The organism is Enterobacter sp. 01-M-03-SI-ECC (assembly GCF_047530215.1).
Taxonomy (GTDB): Bacteria; Pseudomonadota; Gammaproteobacteria; order Enterobacterales; family Enterobacteriaceae; genus Enterobacter; species Enterobacter chengduensis.
Genome location: NZ_JBLKDA010000011.1, coordinates 47231 through 63922, shown reverse-complemented (window position 1 = coordinate 63922; position 16692 = coordinate 47231). Strand labels below are relative to the sequence as shown.

Genomic DNA, 16692 nt, shown 5'->3' with positions numbered 1-16692 from the left:
CCTGTATAAATAAACAGTATATTACACAGGGGGCATTTATGCGTATTGAAGTCACCATTGCCAAAACTACCGTTCTGCCTGCCGGCGCGCTTGATGCGCTGGCCGGCGAATTATCCCGTCGTATTAACAACACCTTTCCCGACAACGCGGGTGCCGTCACGGTGCGCTACGCCGCGGCAAACAACCTCTCCGTCATGGGTGCTGCGAAAGAAGATAAAGATCGCATCAGCGAAATCCTGCAGGAAACATGGGAAAGCGCAGACGACTGGTTTATCACAGATTAACACTGCTCCCTCATTGTGTTTTTTTGCCGGGTCGCCCCGGCTTTTTTTTGCCTAAAAATACGGTAAGTTCAAATTAATTCGGTATCTTCTTTAAGAATCGTGAACAAGATGGTGTTTTATTGTTCGAACAATCCTAAAAAGCAGAAAAATGTGTTGCCACCTGTTTATTTTTCCCGTCGGAACCCTTATTACTTGGTATACTGAAGATGCTTTCAGAAAAACATGCATTGAACCTCAAAGCCGTTGTCTTCTAACACGCATTAAGGGGGTTATAATGGAAAAGAATAGTGAAGTGATCCAGACCCATCCACTTGTCGGCTGGGATATCAGTACCGTAGATAGCTACGATGCGCTGATGCTGCGTTTGCACTACCAGACCCCAAATCAACTTAACCGTGACGAAGCGGAAGTTGGACAGACGCTGTGGCTAACAACAGACGTCGCCCGTCAGTTTATTTCTATTTTAGAGGCAGGTATTGCAAAAATAGAATCTGGCGACTATCAGGAAAATGAGTATAAACGGCACTAAGCTTATGCCCACTTTTCTCTCTACAGGCACCCTCGCGGTGCCTTATTTATTTCTCCCTTGTCTAAGCCCGCGTTGTTAATTACTCTGCTAACAAAACGTCAGTTTAAGAGATGCATATGAGATACGACTTAATCATTATTGGTAGCGGCTCCGTGGGCTCTGCCGCCGGTTATTACGCGACGCAGGCAGGGCTGAAGGTCCTGATGATCGATGCCCATCTTCCTCCTCATTCGGAGGGTAGCCACCATGGCGATACTCGCCTCATGCGCCATGCGTATGGAGAAGGCGAGCGCTACGTACCGCTGGTGCTTCGCGCCCAGACGCTGTGGGATGAGCTGGCGAAACAGACCGAAGAGCGCATTTTCGAGCGTACCGGCGTCGTCAACCTGGGTCCTGCCCATTCTGAATTTCTCGCCAGCGTCGAGCGCAGCGCGAAGGCCTTTAATCTGGACATGGAGAAGCTGGACGCTACGGGTATTACCGCGCGCTGGCCTGAAATTACCGTCCCGGACGATTACATTGGCCTCTTTGAAGCCCACTCCGGCGTGCTGCATTGTGAAACGGCGATCAAGACCTGGATCGATCTTGCCGCGAAGGCCGGCTGTGGACAGCTGTTTAACTGTCCGGTGGAGGCCATCACCCATGACGAGAACGGCGTCACGGTCACGACGATTGACGGCGACTATTCCGCAGACCGCCTGCTGGTCAGCGCGGGAACCTGGGTTACCCACCTGCTGCCGGACCTGCCGATCCAGCCGGTGCGCAAGGTCTTCTCCTGGTTCCAGTCAGACGGTCGCTACAGCGCGCAGAATAAATTCCCGGCCTTCACCGGCGAATTGCCGAATGGCGATCAGTTCTACGGTTTCCCTTCCGAGAAGGACGCGCTGAAAATCGGTAAACACAACGGGGGCCAGGCGATCTCCTCCCCTGAAGAGCGCAAACCCTTCGGCGCCTTCCCACAGGATGGGTCAGAAGCCTTCACGTTCCTGCGCACGATCCTTCCGGGCGTCGGTGGCCTGCTTTATGGCGCAGCCTGTACCTACGACAACACGCCGGACGAGGACTTTATCATTGATACGCTGCCGGGGCATGACAACACGCTGATCATCACCGGGCTGAGCGGTCACGGCTTTAAGTTTGCTTCCGTGCTCGGTGAAATCGCCGTGCAGTTTGCCCAGGGCATTACGCCGCAGTTTGATCTGACGCCGTTCTCCCTCTCTCGTTTTAACGGATAATCCGCCGCGGGCTCCGGACGTGCCGGGGCCCGTTTCATTCACACGGCACTACGGGGCGTTATGCGCAGGATCGTTAACTTTCTGATGAACAATATTCGCGAGCATTTTATGCTCTATATCTTGCTATGGGCGCTGCTGGCCATTATTGATTTTGTTTACATTGTATTTTACTGAAAAGCCGGATTGACAATAATTGACGTTAATTTATATTAGTTGAAACTCTTAATTTCATCTTGCCCGACCTCACTGAATTACATTAGCCGATCCTTTTCAAAATCGCTGATATAAATAAAATAACAGTCCATATACCGTTTTTTCAGTTGCAATATTTCGCCGCCCCGTTCATTTTTAAATTTCTGTTAATCTGAAAATGGACATTCTAATGCAGTTGCGTAACGCCCCCCAACGCTACGGAATAATATCCATAGGTTTGCACTGGATATTTGCTCTTGCCGTCTACGGTATGTTTGGACTTGGACTCTGGATGGTCACGCTCAGCTATTATGATGGCTGGTATCATCAGGCACCGGAGTTACATAAAAGCATTGGCGTCCTTCTGATGCTGGGGCTGGTTTTCCGCGTCATCTGGCGGCATATTTCCCCGCCGCCCGCCGCGCCGAAGACCCACAGCAAACTGACCCGCATCAGTGCGGTCGCCGCGCATATTGCTCTCTACGCGCTGCTGTTTGCCATCCTGATTAGTGGCTATCTCATTTCGACGGCTGACGGTAAGCCGATCAGCGTCTTTGGACTTTTTGACGTCCCGGCCACGCTCAGCGATGCGGGCGCTCAGGCGGATACGGCTGGGGTCGTTCACCTCTGGCTTGCGTGGAGCGTCGTCATTCTGTCCGTACTGCACGGGCTTGCCGCCCTTAAACACCATTTTATTGATAAAGACGATACGCTAAAGCGCATGCTTGGCCGCTCGTCAGCTGACTCTGGAGCATAAAATGAAAAAACACCTGCTGGGTATCGCACTGGGTTCTCTGTTATTTACCGCCGGTTCCGCCGTGGCGGCAGATTATAAAATTGATAAAGAGGGCCAGCACGCTTTCGTCAATTTCCGTATTCAGCACCTGGGATATAGCTGGCTGTACGGCACCTTTAAGGATTTTGACGGCACGTTCACCTTTGACGATAAAAATCCCGCGGCCGATAAGGTCAATGTGACCATTAATACGAACAGCGTCGACACGAACCATGCAGAGCGCGATAAACACCTGCGCAGTGGGGAATTCCTGAATGTCGCGAAATTCCCGCAGGCGACCTTCACCTCCACGGAGGTGAAAAAAGACGGCGATAAGCTGAATATTACCGGCAACCTGACGCTTAACGGCGTAACAAAACCGGTCACGCTTGATGCTAAATTACTGGGTCAGGGTGACGATCCGTGGGGCGGTAAACGCGCAGGATTTGAAGCGGCGGGTAAAATTCACCTGAAAGATTTTAATATCACAACGGATTTAGGCCCGGCATCTCAGGACGTTGAGCTGATTATTTCCGTTGAAGGTGTGCAGCAGAAATCATAATAGATTCGCCCGGCAGGCTTTCGCCTTGCCGGGCGTGATTATCATTCCGGGTCAGGGATACCCAGTTTGGTATTCAGACGGCCGCGTGATTTATTGAAAATCTTGTTGCCATTTTCACGCCCTGCCCGACGGCGACGCTGCTCTTCTTCCGGCAGGACGCTCTCTTCGCTGCACAGCTCGCTGCAGCAGCCGTTAAACTTCTCGGCACAGGCCGGACACTGAATGAACAGCAGATGACACCCGTCGTTCTTGCAGTTGGTATGGGTATCGCACGGCGCGCCGCACTGATGGCACTGGGCAATCACATCCTCTGAGATTCGCTCGCCCATACGCTCGTCAAAAACAAAGTTTTTCCCGATAAAGCGTACAGGTAGCCCCTGCTCGCGGGCGCGGCGGGCATACTCGATAATGCCGCCTTCAATGTGCCAGACCTTATTAAAGCCGTTGTGCTTCATCCACGCGCTGGCTTTCTCACACCGGATACCGCCGGTGCAGTACATAACGATCTTTTTATCTTTATGTTCCTGCATCATCTCAACCGCTTTCGGCAGCTGTTCGCGGAAGGTATCGGCGGGGATTTCCATCGCGTTCTCGAAATGCCCCACTTCGTACTCGTAGTGGTTACGCATATCGATGAACACGGCATCCGGATCGTCCAGCATCGCATTGACTTCCGCGGCCTTCAGGTATTCACCGACATCCGCCGGGTTAAACTCAGGATCGTCGATACCGTCCGCCACGATGCGCTCACGCACCTTCATGCGCAGCACCCAGAAGGATTTCCCGTCATCATCCAGGGCAATGTTCAGGCGCAAGCCGTTAAGGGCCGGGTCAAACTGATAAAGCACGTCACGGAAGGCGCTGACCTTGCTTTCCGGTACGCTAATCTGCGCGTTGATGCCTTCACGGGCAAGGTAGACGCGGCCGAAGACGTTCAGCGCGGTGAACGCCTGATAAAGCGCATCGCGGGTCGCCTGCGGATCGTCGATGGTGAAGTACTTGTAGAACGAGATGGTCGTGCGCGGTTCGGTTTCAGCCAGCATACGCGCTCTTAACATCTCATTCGATACGCGGTTATGTAACACTGGCATGGTGTACAGTCCTGGATCGTTAGAGAGAATGAAAAAATCGGTCGGCATCATATAGCAAACAAAACCAATTTACATCCACACAATTTACGCTACATTTCACACTCCCTGATTAATCAGGCTAAACAATTGCTGTATTCGTGCACGCTTCGACAGCAGATATTTTGGCTACGTCTCAAAAAATGAGACACTAGCAAAACAGGACGTTTATACACAGGAAAGACATGACCCAGTTACCAAAATTTACTGTCGCCCTTTTGCATCCCCGCTATTGGTTGACCTGGCTTGGCATCGGCTTTTTATGGCTACTGGTACAGCTTCCCTACCCCGTTATTTTCCGGTTGGGTAAATCTCTGGGCCGTTTCGCGCAACTGTTTATGAAGCGCCGCGCCGCCATCGCGTACCGCAACCTTGAGCTGTGTTTTCCGCAGATGAGCGAATCAGAACGGCACGATATGGTCACGAAGAATTTCGAATCCGTCGGGATGGGGCTCATGGAAACCGGTATGGCGTGGTTCTGGCCGGACAAACGCATGGCTCGCTGGAGCGAGGTAACGGGAACCGGTATGGATCCGGTGCACACGCTTCAGGCCAACCAGACGGGCGTTCTGCTGATCGGCGTCCATTTTCTGACGCTGGAAATCGGGGCGCGCATGTTCGGCATGCAGGCGCCCGGCATAGGCGTTTATCGCCCTAACGATAATCCGGTCATCGATCTCATCCAGACCAACGGCCGCATGCGCTCCAACAAAAGCATGATCGACCGGAAGGATCTGAAGGGGATGATCCGCGCGCTGAAATCCGGTGAAGTGGTCTGGTATGCTCCCGACCACGATTATGGCCCACAGGCCAGCGTATTTGTTCCCTTCTTCGCCGTTGAAGAGGCCGCCACCACAACCGGAACCTGGATGCTGGCGCGCATGTCAAAAGCGGCCATCGTGCCATTTGTTCCCCGCCGTAAGCCGGATGGGACAGGCTACGAGCTGATGATGCTGGAGCCGGAGCTCGCGCCGCCGCTCGACGATGCGGAAACCACCGCGCGCTGGATGAACAGCGTCGTGGAGAAGTGCATCATGCTCGCGCCGGAGCAGTATATGTGGCTGCACCGTCGCTTTAAAACGCGACCACAGGGCACGCCGTCCCGCTATTGATCCTCATGCGGCCCCGTCCGGGCCGCATTCCATTTTAGCTTTAAAAGCTCACCCGCATTGCGGCAATCATAACCCAGGCGCATAATTAGCAGGCTTATTACCTTATGCTTCAGGTGCTCTGCACCTCATTATGCGGATAGTTATGTCACCCTCAGATGCCCCCATAAACTGGAAGCGTAACCTCACGGTTGCGTGGCTTGGCTGTTTTCTTACCGGCGCGGCGTTTAGCCTGATCATGCCCTTCCTGCCGCTCTACGTCGAACAGCTGGGCGTGACGGGCCACGGCGCGCTCAATATGTGGTCTGGCCTGGTCTTCAGCATCACGTTTCTCTTTTCCGCGATGGCCTCGCCGTTCTGGGGTGGCCTGGCCGATCGCAAGGGTCGAAAAATCATGCTGCTGCGTTCGGCACTGGGGATGGCCATCATCATGGCGCTGATGGGCGTGGCGCAAAACGTCTGGCAGTTTCTGATCCTGCGCGCGCTGCTGGGCTTGCTGGGGGGATTTATTCCCAACGCGAATGCCCTGATTGCCACGCAGATACCCCGCCAGAAAAGCGGCTGGGCGCTGGGCACGCTCTCCACCGGCGGCGTGAGCGGCGCTCTGCTGGGGCCGCTTGCCGGTGGATTGCTGGCGGATAACTACGGCCTGCGTCCGGTCTTTTTCATCACCGCCAGCGTGCTATTCCTGTGCTTTATCGTCACCCTCCTCTGTATTCGTGAAAAATTCACGCCCGTCGCCAAAAAAGAGATGCTCCACGCCAGGGAGGTGCTGACCTCGCTTAAGCATCCCAGACTGGTGCTCAGCCTGTTCGTGACGACCCTGATTATTCAGGTGGCGACCGGTTCGATTGCCCCGATTCTGACGCTGTACGTGCGGGATCTGGCGGGTAACGTGAGCAGTATTGCATTCATCAGCGGGATGATTGCGTCCGTGCCCGGCGTGGCGGCGCTGCTGAGCGCCCCGAGGCTGGGCAAGCTGGGGGATCGCGTCGGTCCGGAAAAAATCCTGATCTGCGCGCTGGTGATTTCCGTCCTGCTGCTTATCCCGATGTCAATGGTGCAATCGCCCTGGCAATTGGGCGTCCTGCGCTTTTTGCTCGGTGCCGCCGACGGCGCGTTACTGCCCGCCGTACAGACCCTGCTGGTCTATAACTCCACGAACCAGATCGCCGGGCGTATTTTCAGCTATAACCAGTCATTCCGCGATATCGGTAATGTCACCGGACCGCTGCTCGGTGCCGGGATCTCCGCCAGCTTTGGTTTTCGCGCCGTTTTTATCGTGACGGCCGGCGTGGTGCTGTTCAACGCGATTTATTCATGGTTCAGTCTATCCCGCGCGCTACGGCCCGCGACAGAATAAGGTGAAAGCCTGACGGCTTATTTTCGCTTTCATACTTGCAGAATCTGATATTCAGCTATTCTTTCCCTGAAACCTTCTGGAAAACAGGGAGACACCCATGACCATGTACGCCACGCTGGAAGAAGCGATTGATGCCGCTCGTGAAGAGTTCCTCGCCGATAACCCCGGCGTTGAGGAAGAAGATGCTGACGTTCAGCAGCTTAATATCCAGAAATACGTTCTGCAGGATGGGGATATTATGTGGCAGGCCGAATTCTTTGCCGACGAAGGCGAAGAAGGGGAATGTTTGCCGATATTAAGCGGTGAAGGTGCGCAGGCCGTTTTTGATGGCGATTATGATGAGATCGAACTGCGGCAGGAATGGCTGGAAGAGAACACCCTGCACGAGTGGGATGAGGGTGAGTTTCAGCTCGAGCCGCCGCTGGATACGGAAGAAGGTCAAACCGCAGCCGATGAGTGGGACGAGCGTTAACTGACGCTACTCGTAAGGGCCATGGCTGACGTCAATGGGCAGTAAGAGGGTGTCAAAAATCAGCGAGAACGGCAGATCGAGCACGGTCAGGTAGCGCCATGCGGAATCGCGGGCATCCCACTTCACGCCCGGGTAATACTGATTCCCATGGCCCTGCCCTGGTATGGTGCGGCTGATGATGCTGCCGCAGCCGCTCAGCAGGCACGCCATCAGTACGACGATGAGTATTCTCATGAGTTACCTCTAAAAAAATACCGGCGATTAAGCCGGTATTTTATCTGGCGGGAGGCGTTTCGCTTACCCGCCCTGCTTAACAACCTACTTCGCCTTCAGCGCCAGCGGATTAAGCTTCACGTCCTTATAGTAGTTCACCCACGAAGAGTATCTCTCCGGAGCGGACCACACGCGGTAGTGAAGACGCGCCATTGTCACCGGATCGCTCAACAGCACCAGTCGACGGTCGCGGCTGAGTTTCTCCGGCGTCTCGTTAAGCGCCTGCTCAACGTGACGATCGCGGGCAATCTCCAGCACCTGGCTGGCACGGTGACGCGCCGTCGCCATTGCCGTTGCCAGGGCGTTGAATGACGGGTTAAACACGGCGTGCATAAAGCCATCATCCAGCGAGCGATTGCGGTTCTGTTCCAGGTAACGATCGGTATCCACCAGCACCTGCGGCGGGGAGTACTCTTCCGGGATCAGGAACAGCTTCCAGCGCTTGGTTCGCAGCCCCACCGTTGAACGGCTGGAGATCACGGACACAAACGGCGACAGGATCAGCGAGAACACAATCGGTGCCAGCCAGAACAGGAAGCGCAGATCCAGCCAGGCCATCCCGGCCGCCCACACCAGACCCAGCAGCAGCTGAGAACCGTGGCGCATAAAGGCCTCACCCCACGGCGTGGAGTCGTCGTCACGCTGCGGTGAGTTCCAGACCACTTCCCAGCCCAGGAACGCGCTGACCACAAACACGGTGTGGAACAGCATACGTACCGGCGCCAGAAGCACCGAGAACAGGACTTCCAGCAGCAGTGAAAGGGTCACGCGGAAGAAACCGCCGTACTCTTTCGAGCCTTTGCACCAGATCAGGATGATGCTGAGCAGCTTAGGCAGGAACAGCAGCACCATGGTGGAAGCAAACAGCGCAATCGCCAGTTCCGGACGCCACTGCGGCCACACCGGGAACAGCTGGCGCGGTTGCAGGAAGTACTGCGGCTCCGTCAGAGCATGGACGACCTGCAGCGCAGTGGAGAGGGCGAGGAACATAAACCACAGCGGTGCGGAGAGATAAGACATCACGCCCGTCAGGAACACCGCACGGTGAACCGGGTGCATCCCTTTCACCAGGAACAGGCGGAAGTTCATCAGGTTACCGTGACACCAGCGGCGGTCACGCTTGAGCTCGTCCAGCAGGTTCGGCGGCAGCTCTTCGTACGATCCCGGCAGGTCGTAGGCAATCCAGACGCCCCAGCCAGCACGACGCATCAGCGCCGCTTCCACGAAGTCATGCGACAGAATCGAACCGGCAAACGAACCCTCACCCGGCAGCGGCGCCAGCGCACAGTGTTCAATGAACGGCTTCACGCGGATGATGGCGTTGTGACCCCAGTAGTGCGACTCGCCCAGCTGCCAGAAGTGCAGACCGGCCGTAAACAGCGGCCCGTAGACACGGGTGGCGAACTGCTGGCAGCGCGCATAAAGGGTGTCCATACCGGACGCTTTTGGTGAGGACTGGATGATACCCGCGTTCGGGTTGGCTTCCATCAGACGCACCAGGCCGCTCAGGCAGTCACCGCTCATGACGGAGTCGGCATCCAGCACCACCATGTAGCTGTACTGGTTACCCCAGCGACGGCAGAAGTCATCAATGTTACCGCTTTTACGCTTCACACGACGGCGGCGGCGGCGGTAGAAGATCTGCCCTTCGCCCTGCACTTCTGCAATCAGCTCCATCCACGCTTTTTGTTCCGCCACGCAGATATCCGGGTTGTAGCTGTCGCTCAGGATGTAAACGTCGAAATGCGCCGCGTTGCCGGTCGCCTTCACGGACTCCCAGGTCGCACGCAGGCCTGCAAAGACGCGGTCAACGTCTTCGTTACAAATAGGCATAATCAGCGCGGTACGGTGCTCAGGATTGAGGGGTTCATCCCCGACCGTTGACGCTGAAATGCTGTATTTGTCACGCCCCATCAGCAGCTGCAGGAAGCCCATCAGCGCGGTCCAGAAACCGGCCGAAACCCAGCAGAAGAGCACCGCGAACAGCAGGAGAATGCCGCTCTGCAGGATATACGGCAGCAGCTGCATGAAGGAGACCCAGAGATCCTGGCCCATCATGTCCGTCGGGTTGATGAACGCCCAGCCCTGATAAGGCAGGATGGTTTTCATGTACCAGGTCGCGACGACCGTCTGCGCCAGCGTCAGAAGCAGCAGGATGTAGCGACGGATAGTCCCCACAGTACGCCATTTCTGTTCGGACGCCTGCTCCTCTTTCGTCAGGCGCGACAGATAGCGCGGCGTCACATCGCGCCCGCGCAGGCGATCCCAGAAGCGACCCACCGGGTTGGTGCGCCAGGGGTCGGGGAACATCGAGGAACGCGTCGCCTTCGGCATCGCCTGAAGCTGATCGCGTCCTTCGTCGTCTTTAATCAACTGCCCTTCCGCCAGCGAGTCCGGCCAGGCCTGCTCCAGACGCGCCTTGACTGACCCGAGCGGCGTATCATCATCACGGGTAAACGTACGATGTTCACCATCCAGCGCGGTGTGAACCGCGCGGATGTCGCTCTTAGGCAGCGCCGCTTTTTCGATATCCGTCAGCGGCATGGCATCAATATATTCAGATGTATTATTCATTGGCAGGTAGCTGATAGCTCCAGGTTTCACTCAGCGGCTGATCGTTACTGACCAGCGCAGCACGCATTTCAGTGGTCTGTTTCGGATCTTTCACTTTCACGCGCAGGGTCAGACGCCAGCCTTTGGTTACCGGGTTGTAACGCACGGTATTCTCAACGATTTCACCGTTATCACCGATGCTGGCCTGAGCGGCAACAGCGGTATCCGGTGACAGTTTCTTCATATCCTGGCCCGTGAAGTCCACGACAAATGCCACGGTACCGTCAGGCTGACGGATGAGATTCGACTGCTTCACATCACCCGTTGAGCGGCGAGTCTGCATCACGTACGCGTTATCCGGCGCATGCAGCTTGTCTTCGTCTCGGCTGAAGGTAATGGTGTACTTGAAGTTCATCTCTTTACCGGCTTCCGGCAGCTGATCCGGCGTCCAGTAAGCGACGATGTTATCGTTGGTTTCGTCGTTGGTTGGGATCTCTACCAGCTCGACCTTACCTTTACCCCAGTCACCGTTTGGCGTGACCCAGGCGCTTGGACGCTGGTCATAGCGATCGTCCAAATCTTCAAAGCGGGAGAACTGACGACCACGCTGCAGCAGGCCAAAACCTTGTGGGTTTTCCATTGCGTAGCTGCTCACCGCCAGGTGTTTCGGGTTATTCAGCGGACGCCAGATCCACTCGCCGTTGCCGGCATGAATAGACAGGCCGTTGGAGTCATGCAGTTCCGGGCGGAAGTTGGTTGCCGGTGACGGCTGGTTCGGCCCAAACAGGAACATACTGGTCAGCGGTGCCACGCCCAGTTTGCCCACTTTATCACGCAGGTAAACCTTGGACTGCACGTCAACCACCGTGTCACGACCCGGCATAATCACAAAGCGATAGGCGCCGGTTGCACGTGGGGAATCCAGCAGCGCATAGATGGTCAGACGCTTATCCGTTGGTTTTGGACGCTCAATCCAGAACTCGCGGAAACGTGGGAACTCTTCACCTGATGGCAGCGCGGTATCAATAGCCAGACCACGCGCGGAAAGCCCGTACACCTGCCCCGCGCCAATGACGCGGAAATAGCTGGCACCGAGCATGCTGACGATTTCGTCGTTTTTATCTTTGCTGTTGATCGGGTAAAGCACCTTAAAGCCCGCGAAGCCCAGGTCTTTCACCGTATCTTTGTCGTGTTGCACATTGCCAAAATTGAAGTAATCCGGGCTGTACTTGATCTTACGAACCGCGGTCGCCGTCACTTCATTGATGGCAACAGGCGTGTCGAAGTACATACCCTGATGATAAAACTCAAGCTTGAACGGGGTTTTAATGTTGCTCCAGTACGCTTTGTCGTGATTGAACTGGATCTGCTGATAGTCCGCATACTTCATGTCGCGGAAAACGGAGGGCAAGTTACTTTTCGGCGCTTCGTAGCTCTTGCCTGCCATCGATTTTGCCTGTTTTGCGACATCGTCGATGTTAAAGGCCAGTGCCGATGAGGTATACAGTGATAACACCACTGCAGCACCTAACCAACGCATTTTCATCATCTGTGGTTTATGTTTCATAATAAGTAAGCACTTCCCCCTTTGTGTGCTTATATCGATCCGATCCATTTTAATGGAAACTCAGGCAATCCGACAACATTATCACTGCTTTGTTCAGCTGCTGGCTCATGGAATAAGCAAATGAAAGAACCCGCTTTTCACTTTGCGTGCTTATCCTGGAGACAGGGTGTCGGTCTTGGTGTAGGGTTGGCTTCGAATGTAACCATTATGAGTCTTAGGGATAAGACGAAAAGTCTGAGAATGCACAACGTTATATGAGCACAACACCAACAGAACGTGAATATTTCCTCGACTCGATCCGGGCCTGGCTGATGCTATTGGGGATCCCCTTTCACATTTCACTGATTTACTCCAGCCACACCTGGCACGTGAATAGCCAGATGCCGTCCTGGTGGCTGACGCTGTTTAATGACTTTATTCACGCCTTCCGTATGCAGGTGTTTTTCGTCATATCCGGCTATTTTTCCTACATGCTGTTTTTGCGGTATCCGCTTAAACGCTGGTGGAAGGTGCGCGTAGAACGCGTGGGGATCCCCATGCTGACCGCCATTCCGCTGCTGACGCTGCCCCAGTTCATTATGTTGCAGTACGTCAAGGGCAAGGCGGAGAACTGGCCGAATCTTACGCCGTATGAAAAGTACAATACGCTGGTCTGGGAGCTGGTGTCTCACCTGTGGTTCCTGCTGGTGCTGGTGGTGCTCACCACGGTGAGCCTGTTGATATTCAGCCGCCTGCGCCACCATTTGAGTACGAAAGCCGATACCTTCTTCGCTAACGTGACGATGGGTAAACTGTCGGTGCTCTTCTTGCTGTTGGGGATCGCCTATGCCGCCGTGAGACGGACCCTGCTCATCGTCTATCCGCCGATTTTGAGCGACGGATTATTTAATTTTGTCGTGATGCAGTCACTGTTCTACATTCCGTTCTTTTTAATCGGCGCGCTGGCCTTTATCCATCCCAAACTTAAATCGCTGTTTATCACCCCGTCACCGTGGTGCGCGCTGGGAGCCACCCTTGCGTTCGCAGCCTATCTGCTGAACCAGCGCTACGGCAGCGGCGATGCCTGGATGTATGAAACGGAAAGCGTGATCACGATGCTGCTGGGCCTGTGGATGGTGAACGTGGTCTTCGCGCTGGGCCACCGTCTGCTGAACTTTAAGTCCAGCCGCGTGACCTACTTCGTGAATGCGTCACTGTTTATTTATCTGGTGCATCACCCGTTAACGCTTTTCTTCGGGGCTTACATCACGCCGCACATCACCTCCAACACGCTGGGCTTCTTTACTGGGCTGGTGTTTGTAGTAGGCGTGGCGATCGTCCTTTACGAAATCCACCTGCGGATCCCGCTCCTGCGTTTCCTCTTTTCAGGAAAGCCACCGGCGAAAGCCTCATAACAAACGCGGCGCATTGAATGCGCCGCGCTTGCTTTAGCTTTCCAGCTCTTGCCGGCGCTGAGTCAGAAGCCGCTGATAAAGATGCAGGGTGTCTTCGTCAAAACAGACAAAAATGACCTTCTCTGGCAGCGGTTTTAACGACAGATAGCGGTAAACGGTGTCTACGGCGATGGTGGCGGCGGCGGCCTTAGGGTAACCATACGCGCCGGTGCTGATGGCCGGGAACGCCATCGTTTTATAACCGTTGTCGGCGGCCAGTCGCAGACAGTTCCGGTAAGCCTCTTCCAGAATGCTCGCTTCGTGCTGGTCCCCGCCATGCCAGACGGGCCCTACGGCATGAATAACCGCTCTGGCAGGCAGATTACCCGCCAGCGTAATGACCGCGTGACCGGGAGGACACTCGCCCTGCTGTTGCCGCACGGTTTTACAGGCTTCCAGCAGCTGCGGTCCGGCGGCCCGGTGGATAGCCCCGTCCACGCCGCCGCCCCCCATCAGGGATGGATTGGCCGCATTGACGATAACGTCGACGTGCTGTGTCGTGATATCGCCATGAATAATGTCAATTTGCGGTTTCATAAAGCCCCTCTGCAACCCGCCTTTTTCTTAAGTGTATCGCAGAGGAGACCGGGAGAAAAAACTATCAGAAAAAATCCTCTTCCACCGCAGGGCGGGAAAGTGCGCATCAGCGATACTGAATTTCGACAACCGCGAGCGTTTTTTCAGGATTAAGGTATTTCATATTCAGCGTCGCCAGGCTTGAGTCGCTTACTTTCCCGTTAAGCGCCTCTTCATAGCTGACCATACGCGTTTGCATACGGTTATTAATTGGACATGACATGGCAAACTGCTGCTTCTGCGGAGTGACTTCACAGGGGTCTGCGACAATGGCCCCGCGAAAATGAATGACGCCACCGTTAACAACCGTGGCTGAATAAGCCGGGATACTCAGAGCAGAAACGACCAGACCCAGACCAGCCACGAGCCGAGCAAAAGAGTTGTTCATTATAAATACTCCTCAATGAAAATCGTCCATGAGGGGTAAACGCGCTTCATTAATCAGGGCAAACGAAGTTCACGTTGCGGAACATAACGACCAGGTCCCTGATATCAGCATAGCTCAACGGCACAGACCCGCCACATTCGCAACTTATTGATTTCATGAATAATTAGATTGCACTGCCCGCTGGCGACCACTGTTGTGATAAATGAAGCGATTTTCCATCTGAAACGGTGACGACGATTTTTACCGTGTCACCTGCGCTTATATTTAAACTCAGGCGCATTAAATCAATCGTCTGATTAGCGGGGATAAAAAGCGTGTTTTGCTGGCGGGAAGAGCTTTGTCCCCCCTGCCCTTCCCGCACAGAAACAATCTGAACCTGGCAGTCACACGATTGCGCCAGGGTGACCTGCGGAATAATGGTGGTCATATTTTCCTGCTGCGACGTTTTGAAAGTGATCTGGCTTGAAAGGGCGGCAAGTAGAATTAAGGTATTCATGATGAACTCCCGAAAAAAAACAGGGCATCAGCCCTGTTTTTTTGTAGCACAGATATCAGTATCAGTACTGATGGGCTGTCGCGTGGTTACCAAAACCGATCTGGGTAACGTTAACAGTCGAGTTGGACGCAGTCTGGTCTACGAGTGCACCGTTAAAGCCGCCGGACTGGCTCACGTTCATGACGGATTTTTTACTGTTCCACTGGTCAAGTGTTGCACTGTTGCCGAAACCGTTCTGGGTCAGGTTGATTTTACTGTCATCAGAACCCTGGCCAACGTCAGCGCCGTTACCGCCACCGGTCTGGCTAATATTCAGGACGGAATTTCTGGCGTCTGTCTGCAGGGCTACCGCGGAGTTACCGCCACCGTTCTGATAAATATTCAGGGTAGAATTTGGACCACCGTAACCGCCATGGCCATGTCCATGACCCCAGCCATCCTGATTAATCAGACCAGCCATAGCACTACCAGAAACTACGATTGCTGCAAGCGCTGCCACTTTGAAAAATTTCATGGTAAACCCCCGTCGGATTGATTAAAGTCGCCGCGTAAGCGTTAATGTTGAATAACGTTAATCGCCATTTGCGACTGTTTCTGCACTACAACTGCGGTTTTCTGCGTACCGTACTGCGTAATATTTGCTCTATTACCCGACCCTTGCTGGATAATTTTTGCGCTATTACCGTATCCATCTTGCGTAATACCTGCATCATTCCCGTTACCGCTCTGAGCGATCCAGGCAATATTGTAACCCCCTGATTGATCAACTCTCGCTCTGTTGCCTGCTCCATCCTGGGAAACAATGGACAAAAGTTTTGAACCTTCCTGGCGAACCTGAGCGTCATTAAAAACACCTTGTTGACCAATAATGGCTGCCTGATTTAATGCTGAAAGACTTAATTCGTTCACCGCAAAGTTATATTCAGGATTGGCTAAATCTGAATTCGCTGCGGTTACAAATCCAGGCGCACCCAGTAATGTAAACACCATAAATAACGATGTGTATTTCATGTTGTCACCCTGGACCTGGTTATTGAATCACGCCATAACCGTAAGACCGTGTTACTTGTAAAAACGATTCGTATTGTGTTAACGCGTCGTTACGGTGAAGAGTATGTCCGCTGAAACATTTTAAATATCTCACCCGCGCGGCTTATTTTTATTTAACGGCTCACCTCAAAGTCGTAATTTCCATCAAAAATCACTTTAATCAGGCCAGCTTATATTTTTTATTACGAATATCTGACAGTAGGGTTGTACAACGAGGCGAAGGCTGTCCACGCTTCCTTCCGCGTTGTTTAAACGTAACGGCAGAAGACGATTTTTTCTCAAGCGTGACACGAAACCCGTTTTCTTAAGGCAGACAGCCGCTCAATTCCGGACTTAGAAATAATCGGTAAATCATACTCAACTATCATTGTCGTAAAATAATAAATTCCATTTTAAATCATGCAGATAAAAATATTTGTATGATTTTTAAAATCTATGCATACGTATTAGCATGTACAACTTTAGCATCATTTTTCATCATTCACTACATTCAATTTTCACAAATTAATATTGATTTTTACATTTAGTTACACGTTTAACACTTGCTTTAAACTTCGTAAAAGCTAGATTGAAATTAGATGTACGAAATTGGTTTTATATTTACCTCCCTGTGGAGGTTATGGTCTGATTCTACACACAGCAGTGCAACATCTGTCAGTACTTCTGGGGTCCTCTCTTAATGAGGAGGCCAACTGTCAGGTGCCAATA

At 53.5% G+C, this 16692-nt stretch carries 19 protein-coding genes; 10 read left to right on the top strand and 9 right to left on the bottom strand.

Translation table 11 applies throughout. From position 1 onward, the window contains the following. Positions 1 to 38 precede the first annotated feature (38 nt). From dinI to ACMWKK_RS12235, 6 genes are all read left to right on the top strand, one after another. Complete coding sequence (gene dinI / locus ACMWKK_RS12260; protein ID WP_028012694.1) at positions 39 to 284, top strand: DNA damage-inducible protein I; 246 nt, start codon at positions 39 to 41, stop codon at positions 282 to 284. 274 nt (positions 285 to 558) lie between these two features. Further along, on the top strand, positions 559 to 813 hold the full coding sequence (gene bssS / locus ACMWKK_RS12255; protein WP_003858012.1) for a biofilm formation regulator BssS: 255 nt from the start codon (positions 559 to 561) through the stop codon (positions 811 to 813). A gap of 116 nt (positions 814 to 929) precedes the next feature. Further along, positions 930 to 2048: an N-methyl-L-tryptophan oxidase gene (solA, locus tag ACMWKK_RS12250; RefSeq protein WP_112781880.1), complete on the top strand. Its 1119-nt coding sequence runs from the start codon at positions 930 to 932 to the stop codon at positions 2046 to 2048. A gap of 60 nt (positions 2049 to 2108) precedes the next feature. After that, positions 2109 to 2222 carry a YceO family protein gene (locus ACMWKK_RS12245; RefSeq protein WP_032639612.1) on the top strand — a complete coding sequence of 38 codons (114 nt, stop codon included), beginning with the start codon at positions 2109 to 2111 and terminating at the stop codon, positions 2220 to 2222. Between the two features lie 208 nt (positions 2223 to 2430). Beyond that, on the top strand, positions 2431 to 2997 hold the full coding sequence (locus tag ACMWKK_RS12240; RefSeq protein ID WP_112781881.1) for a cytochrome b: 567 nt from the start codon (positions 2431 to 2433) through the stop codon (positions 2995 to 2997). Position 2998: 1 nt separating this feature from the next. Next, the gene (locus tag ACMWKK_RS12235) at positions 2999 to 3577 is read left to right on the top strand and encodes a YceI family protein (protein ID WP_112781882.1); all 579 of its coding nucleotides are present in this window, start codon (positions 2999 to 3001) and stop codon (positions 3575 to 3577) included. 41 nt (positions 3578 to 3618) lie between these two features. Here ACMWKK_RS12235 and ACMWKK_RS12230 read toward each other — a convergent pair whose 3' ends face one another. Continuing rightward, on the bottom strand, positions 3619 to 4668 hold the full coding sequence (locus tag ACMWKK_RS12230; RefSeq protein WP_045327124.1) for a rhodanese-related sulfurtransferase: 1050 nt from the start codon (positions 4666 to 4668) through the stop codon (positions 3619 to 3621). Between the two features lie 221 nt (positions 4669 to 4889). On the opposite strand from ACMWKK_RS12230, the gene ACMWKK_RS12225 reads away from it, so the two are divergent. The 3 genes from ACMWKK_RS12225 to ACMWKK_RS12215 all read left to right on the top strand — a co-directional run bounded on the left by ACMWKK_RS12225 (position 4890) and on the right by ACMWKK_RS12215 (position 7648). Beyond that, positions 4890 to 5816, top strand: a complete 927-nt coding sequence (locus tag ACMWKK_RS12225) for a Kdo(2)-lipid IV(A) acyltransferase (protein ID WP_112781883.1) — start codon at positions 4890 to 4892, stop codon at positions 5814 to 5816. 142 nt (positions 5817 to 5958) lie between these two features. Then, on the top strand, positions 5959 to 7176 hold the full coding sequence (gene mdtG / locus ACMWKK_RS12220) for a multidrug efflux MFS transporter MdtG (RefSeq protein ID WP_112781884.1): 1218 nt from the start codon (positions 5959 to 5961) through the stop codon (positions 7174 to 7176). A 97-nt stretch (positions 7177 to 7273) separates the two neighbouring features. Continuing rightward, the gene (locus ACMWKK_RS12215; RefSeq protein WP_023311118.1) at positions 7274 to 7648 is read left to right on the top strand and encodes a MysB family protein; all 375 of its coding nucleotides are present in this window, start codon (positions 7274 to 7276) and stop codon (positions 7646 to 7648) included. A 6-nt stretch (positions 7649 to 7654) separates the two neighbouring features. Here the strand turns inward: ACMWKK_RS12215 and ACMWKK_RS12210 are convergent, their stop codons facing one another. From ACMWKK_RS12210 to mdoG, 3 genes are all read right to left on the bottom strand, one after another. Next, positions 7655 to 7882 (bottom strand): YceK/YidQ family lipoprotein, encoded by a 228-nt coding sequence (locus ACMWKK_RS12210; protein ID WP_112781885.1) that lies wholly within the window; start codon positions 7880 to 7882, stop codon positions 7655 to 7657. Positions 7883 to 7966: 84 nt separating this feature from the next. Further along, the gene (mdoH, locus tag ACMWKK_RS12205; RefSeq protein WP_045326937.1) at positions 7967 to 10495 is read right to left on the bottom strand and encodes a glucans biosynthesis glucosyltransferase MdoH; all 2529 of its coding nucleotides are present in this window, start codon (positions 10493 to 10495) and stop codon (positions 7967 to 7969) included. Continuing rightward, on the bottom strand, positions 10488 to 12041 hold the full coding sequence (mdoG, locus tag ACMWKK_RS12200; protein ID WP_032672403.1) for a glucans biosynthesis protein MdoG: 1554 nt from the start codon (positions 12039 to 12041) through the stop codon (positions 10488 to 10490). Before mdoG ends, mdoH begins: the two co-directional genes overlap by 8 nt. Before the next feature lie 254 nt (positions 12042 to 12295). Here mdoG and mdoC point away from each other — a divergent pair, with 254 nt between their 5' ends. Then, a complete protein-coding gene (gene mdoC / locus ACMWKK_RS12195) occupies positions 12296 to 13435 on the top strand; it encodes a glucans biosynthesis protein MdoC (RefSeq protein ID WP_045326936.1) in 1140 nt (379 codons plus the stop codon). Positions 13436 to 13468: 33 nt separating this feature from the next. On the opposite strand, the gene ymdB is transcribed toward mdoC, so the two are convergent. The 5 genes from ymdB to csgB all read right to left on the bottom strand — a co-directional run bounded on the left by ymdB (position 13469) and on the right by csgB (position 15945). After that, positions 13469 to 14011 carry an O-acetyl-ADP-ribose deacetylase gene (gene ymdB / locus ACMWKK_RS12190; RefSeq protein WP_112781886.1) on the bottom strand — a complete coding sequence of 181 codons (543 nt, stop codon included), beginning with the start codon at positions 14009 to 14011 and terminating at the stop codon, positions 13469 to 13471. 106 nt (positions 14012 to 14117) lie between these two features. After that, a complete protein-coding gene (locus ACMWKK_RS12185; RefSeq protein WP_112781887.1) occupies positions 14118 to 14438 on the bottom strand; it encodes a type 1 fimbrial protein in 321 nt (106 codons plus the stop codon). 163 nt (positions 14439 to 14601) lie between these two features. Beyond that, on the bottom strand, positions 14602 to 14934 hold the full coding sequence (gene csgC / locus ACMWKK_RS12180; protein ID WP_112781888.1) for a curli assembly chaperone CsgC: 333 nt from the start codon (positions 14932 to 14934) through the stop codon (positions 14602 to 14604). A 61-nt stretch (positions 14935 to 14995) separates the two neighbouring features. Then, a complete protein-coding gene (gene csgA / locus ACMWKK_RS12175) occupies positions 14996 to 15448 on the bottom strand; it encodes a curli major subunit CsgA (protein WP_045326932.1) in 453 nt (150 codons plus the stop codon). A gap of 41 nt (positions 15449 to 15489) precedes the next feature. Next, positions 15490 to 15945: a curli minor subunit CsgB gene (gene csgB, locus ACMWKK_RS12170; protein WP_112781889.1), complete on the bottom strand. Its 456-nt coding sequence runs from the start codon at positions 15943 to 15945 to the stop codon at positions 15490 to 15492. Positions 15946 to 16692: the final 747 nt, after the last annotated feature.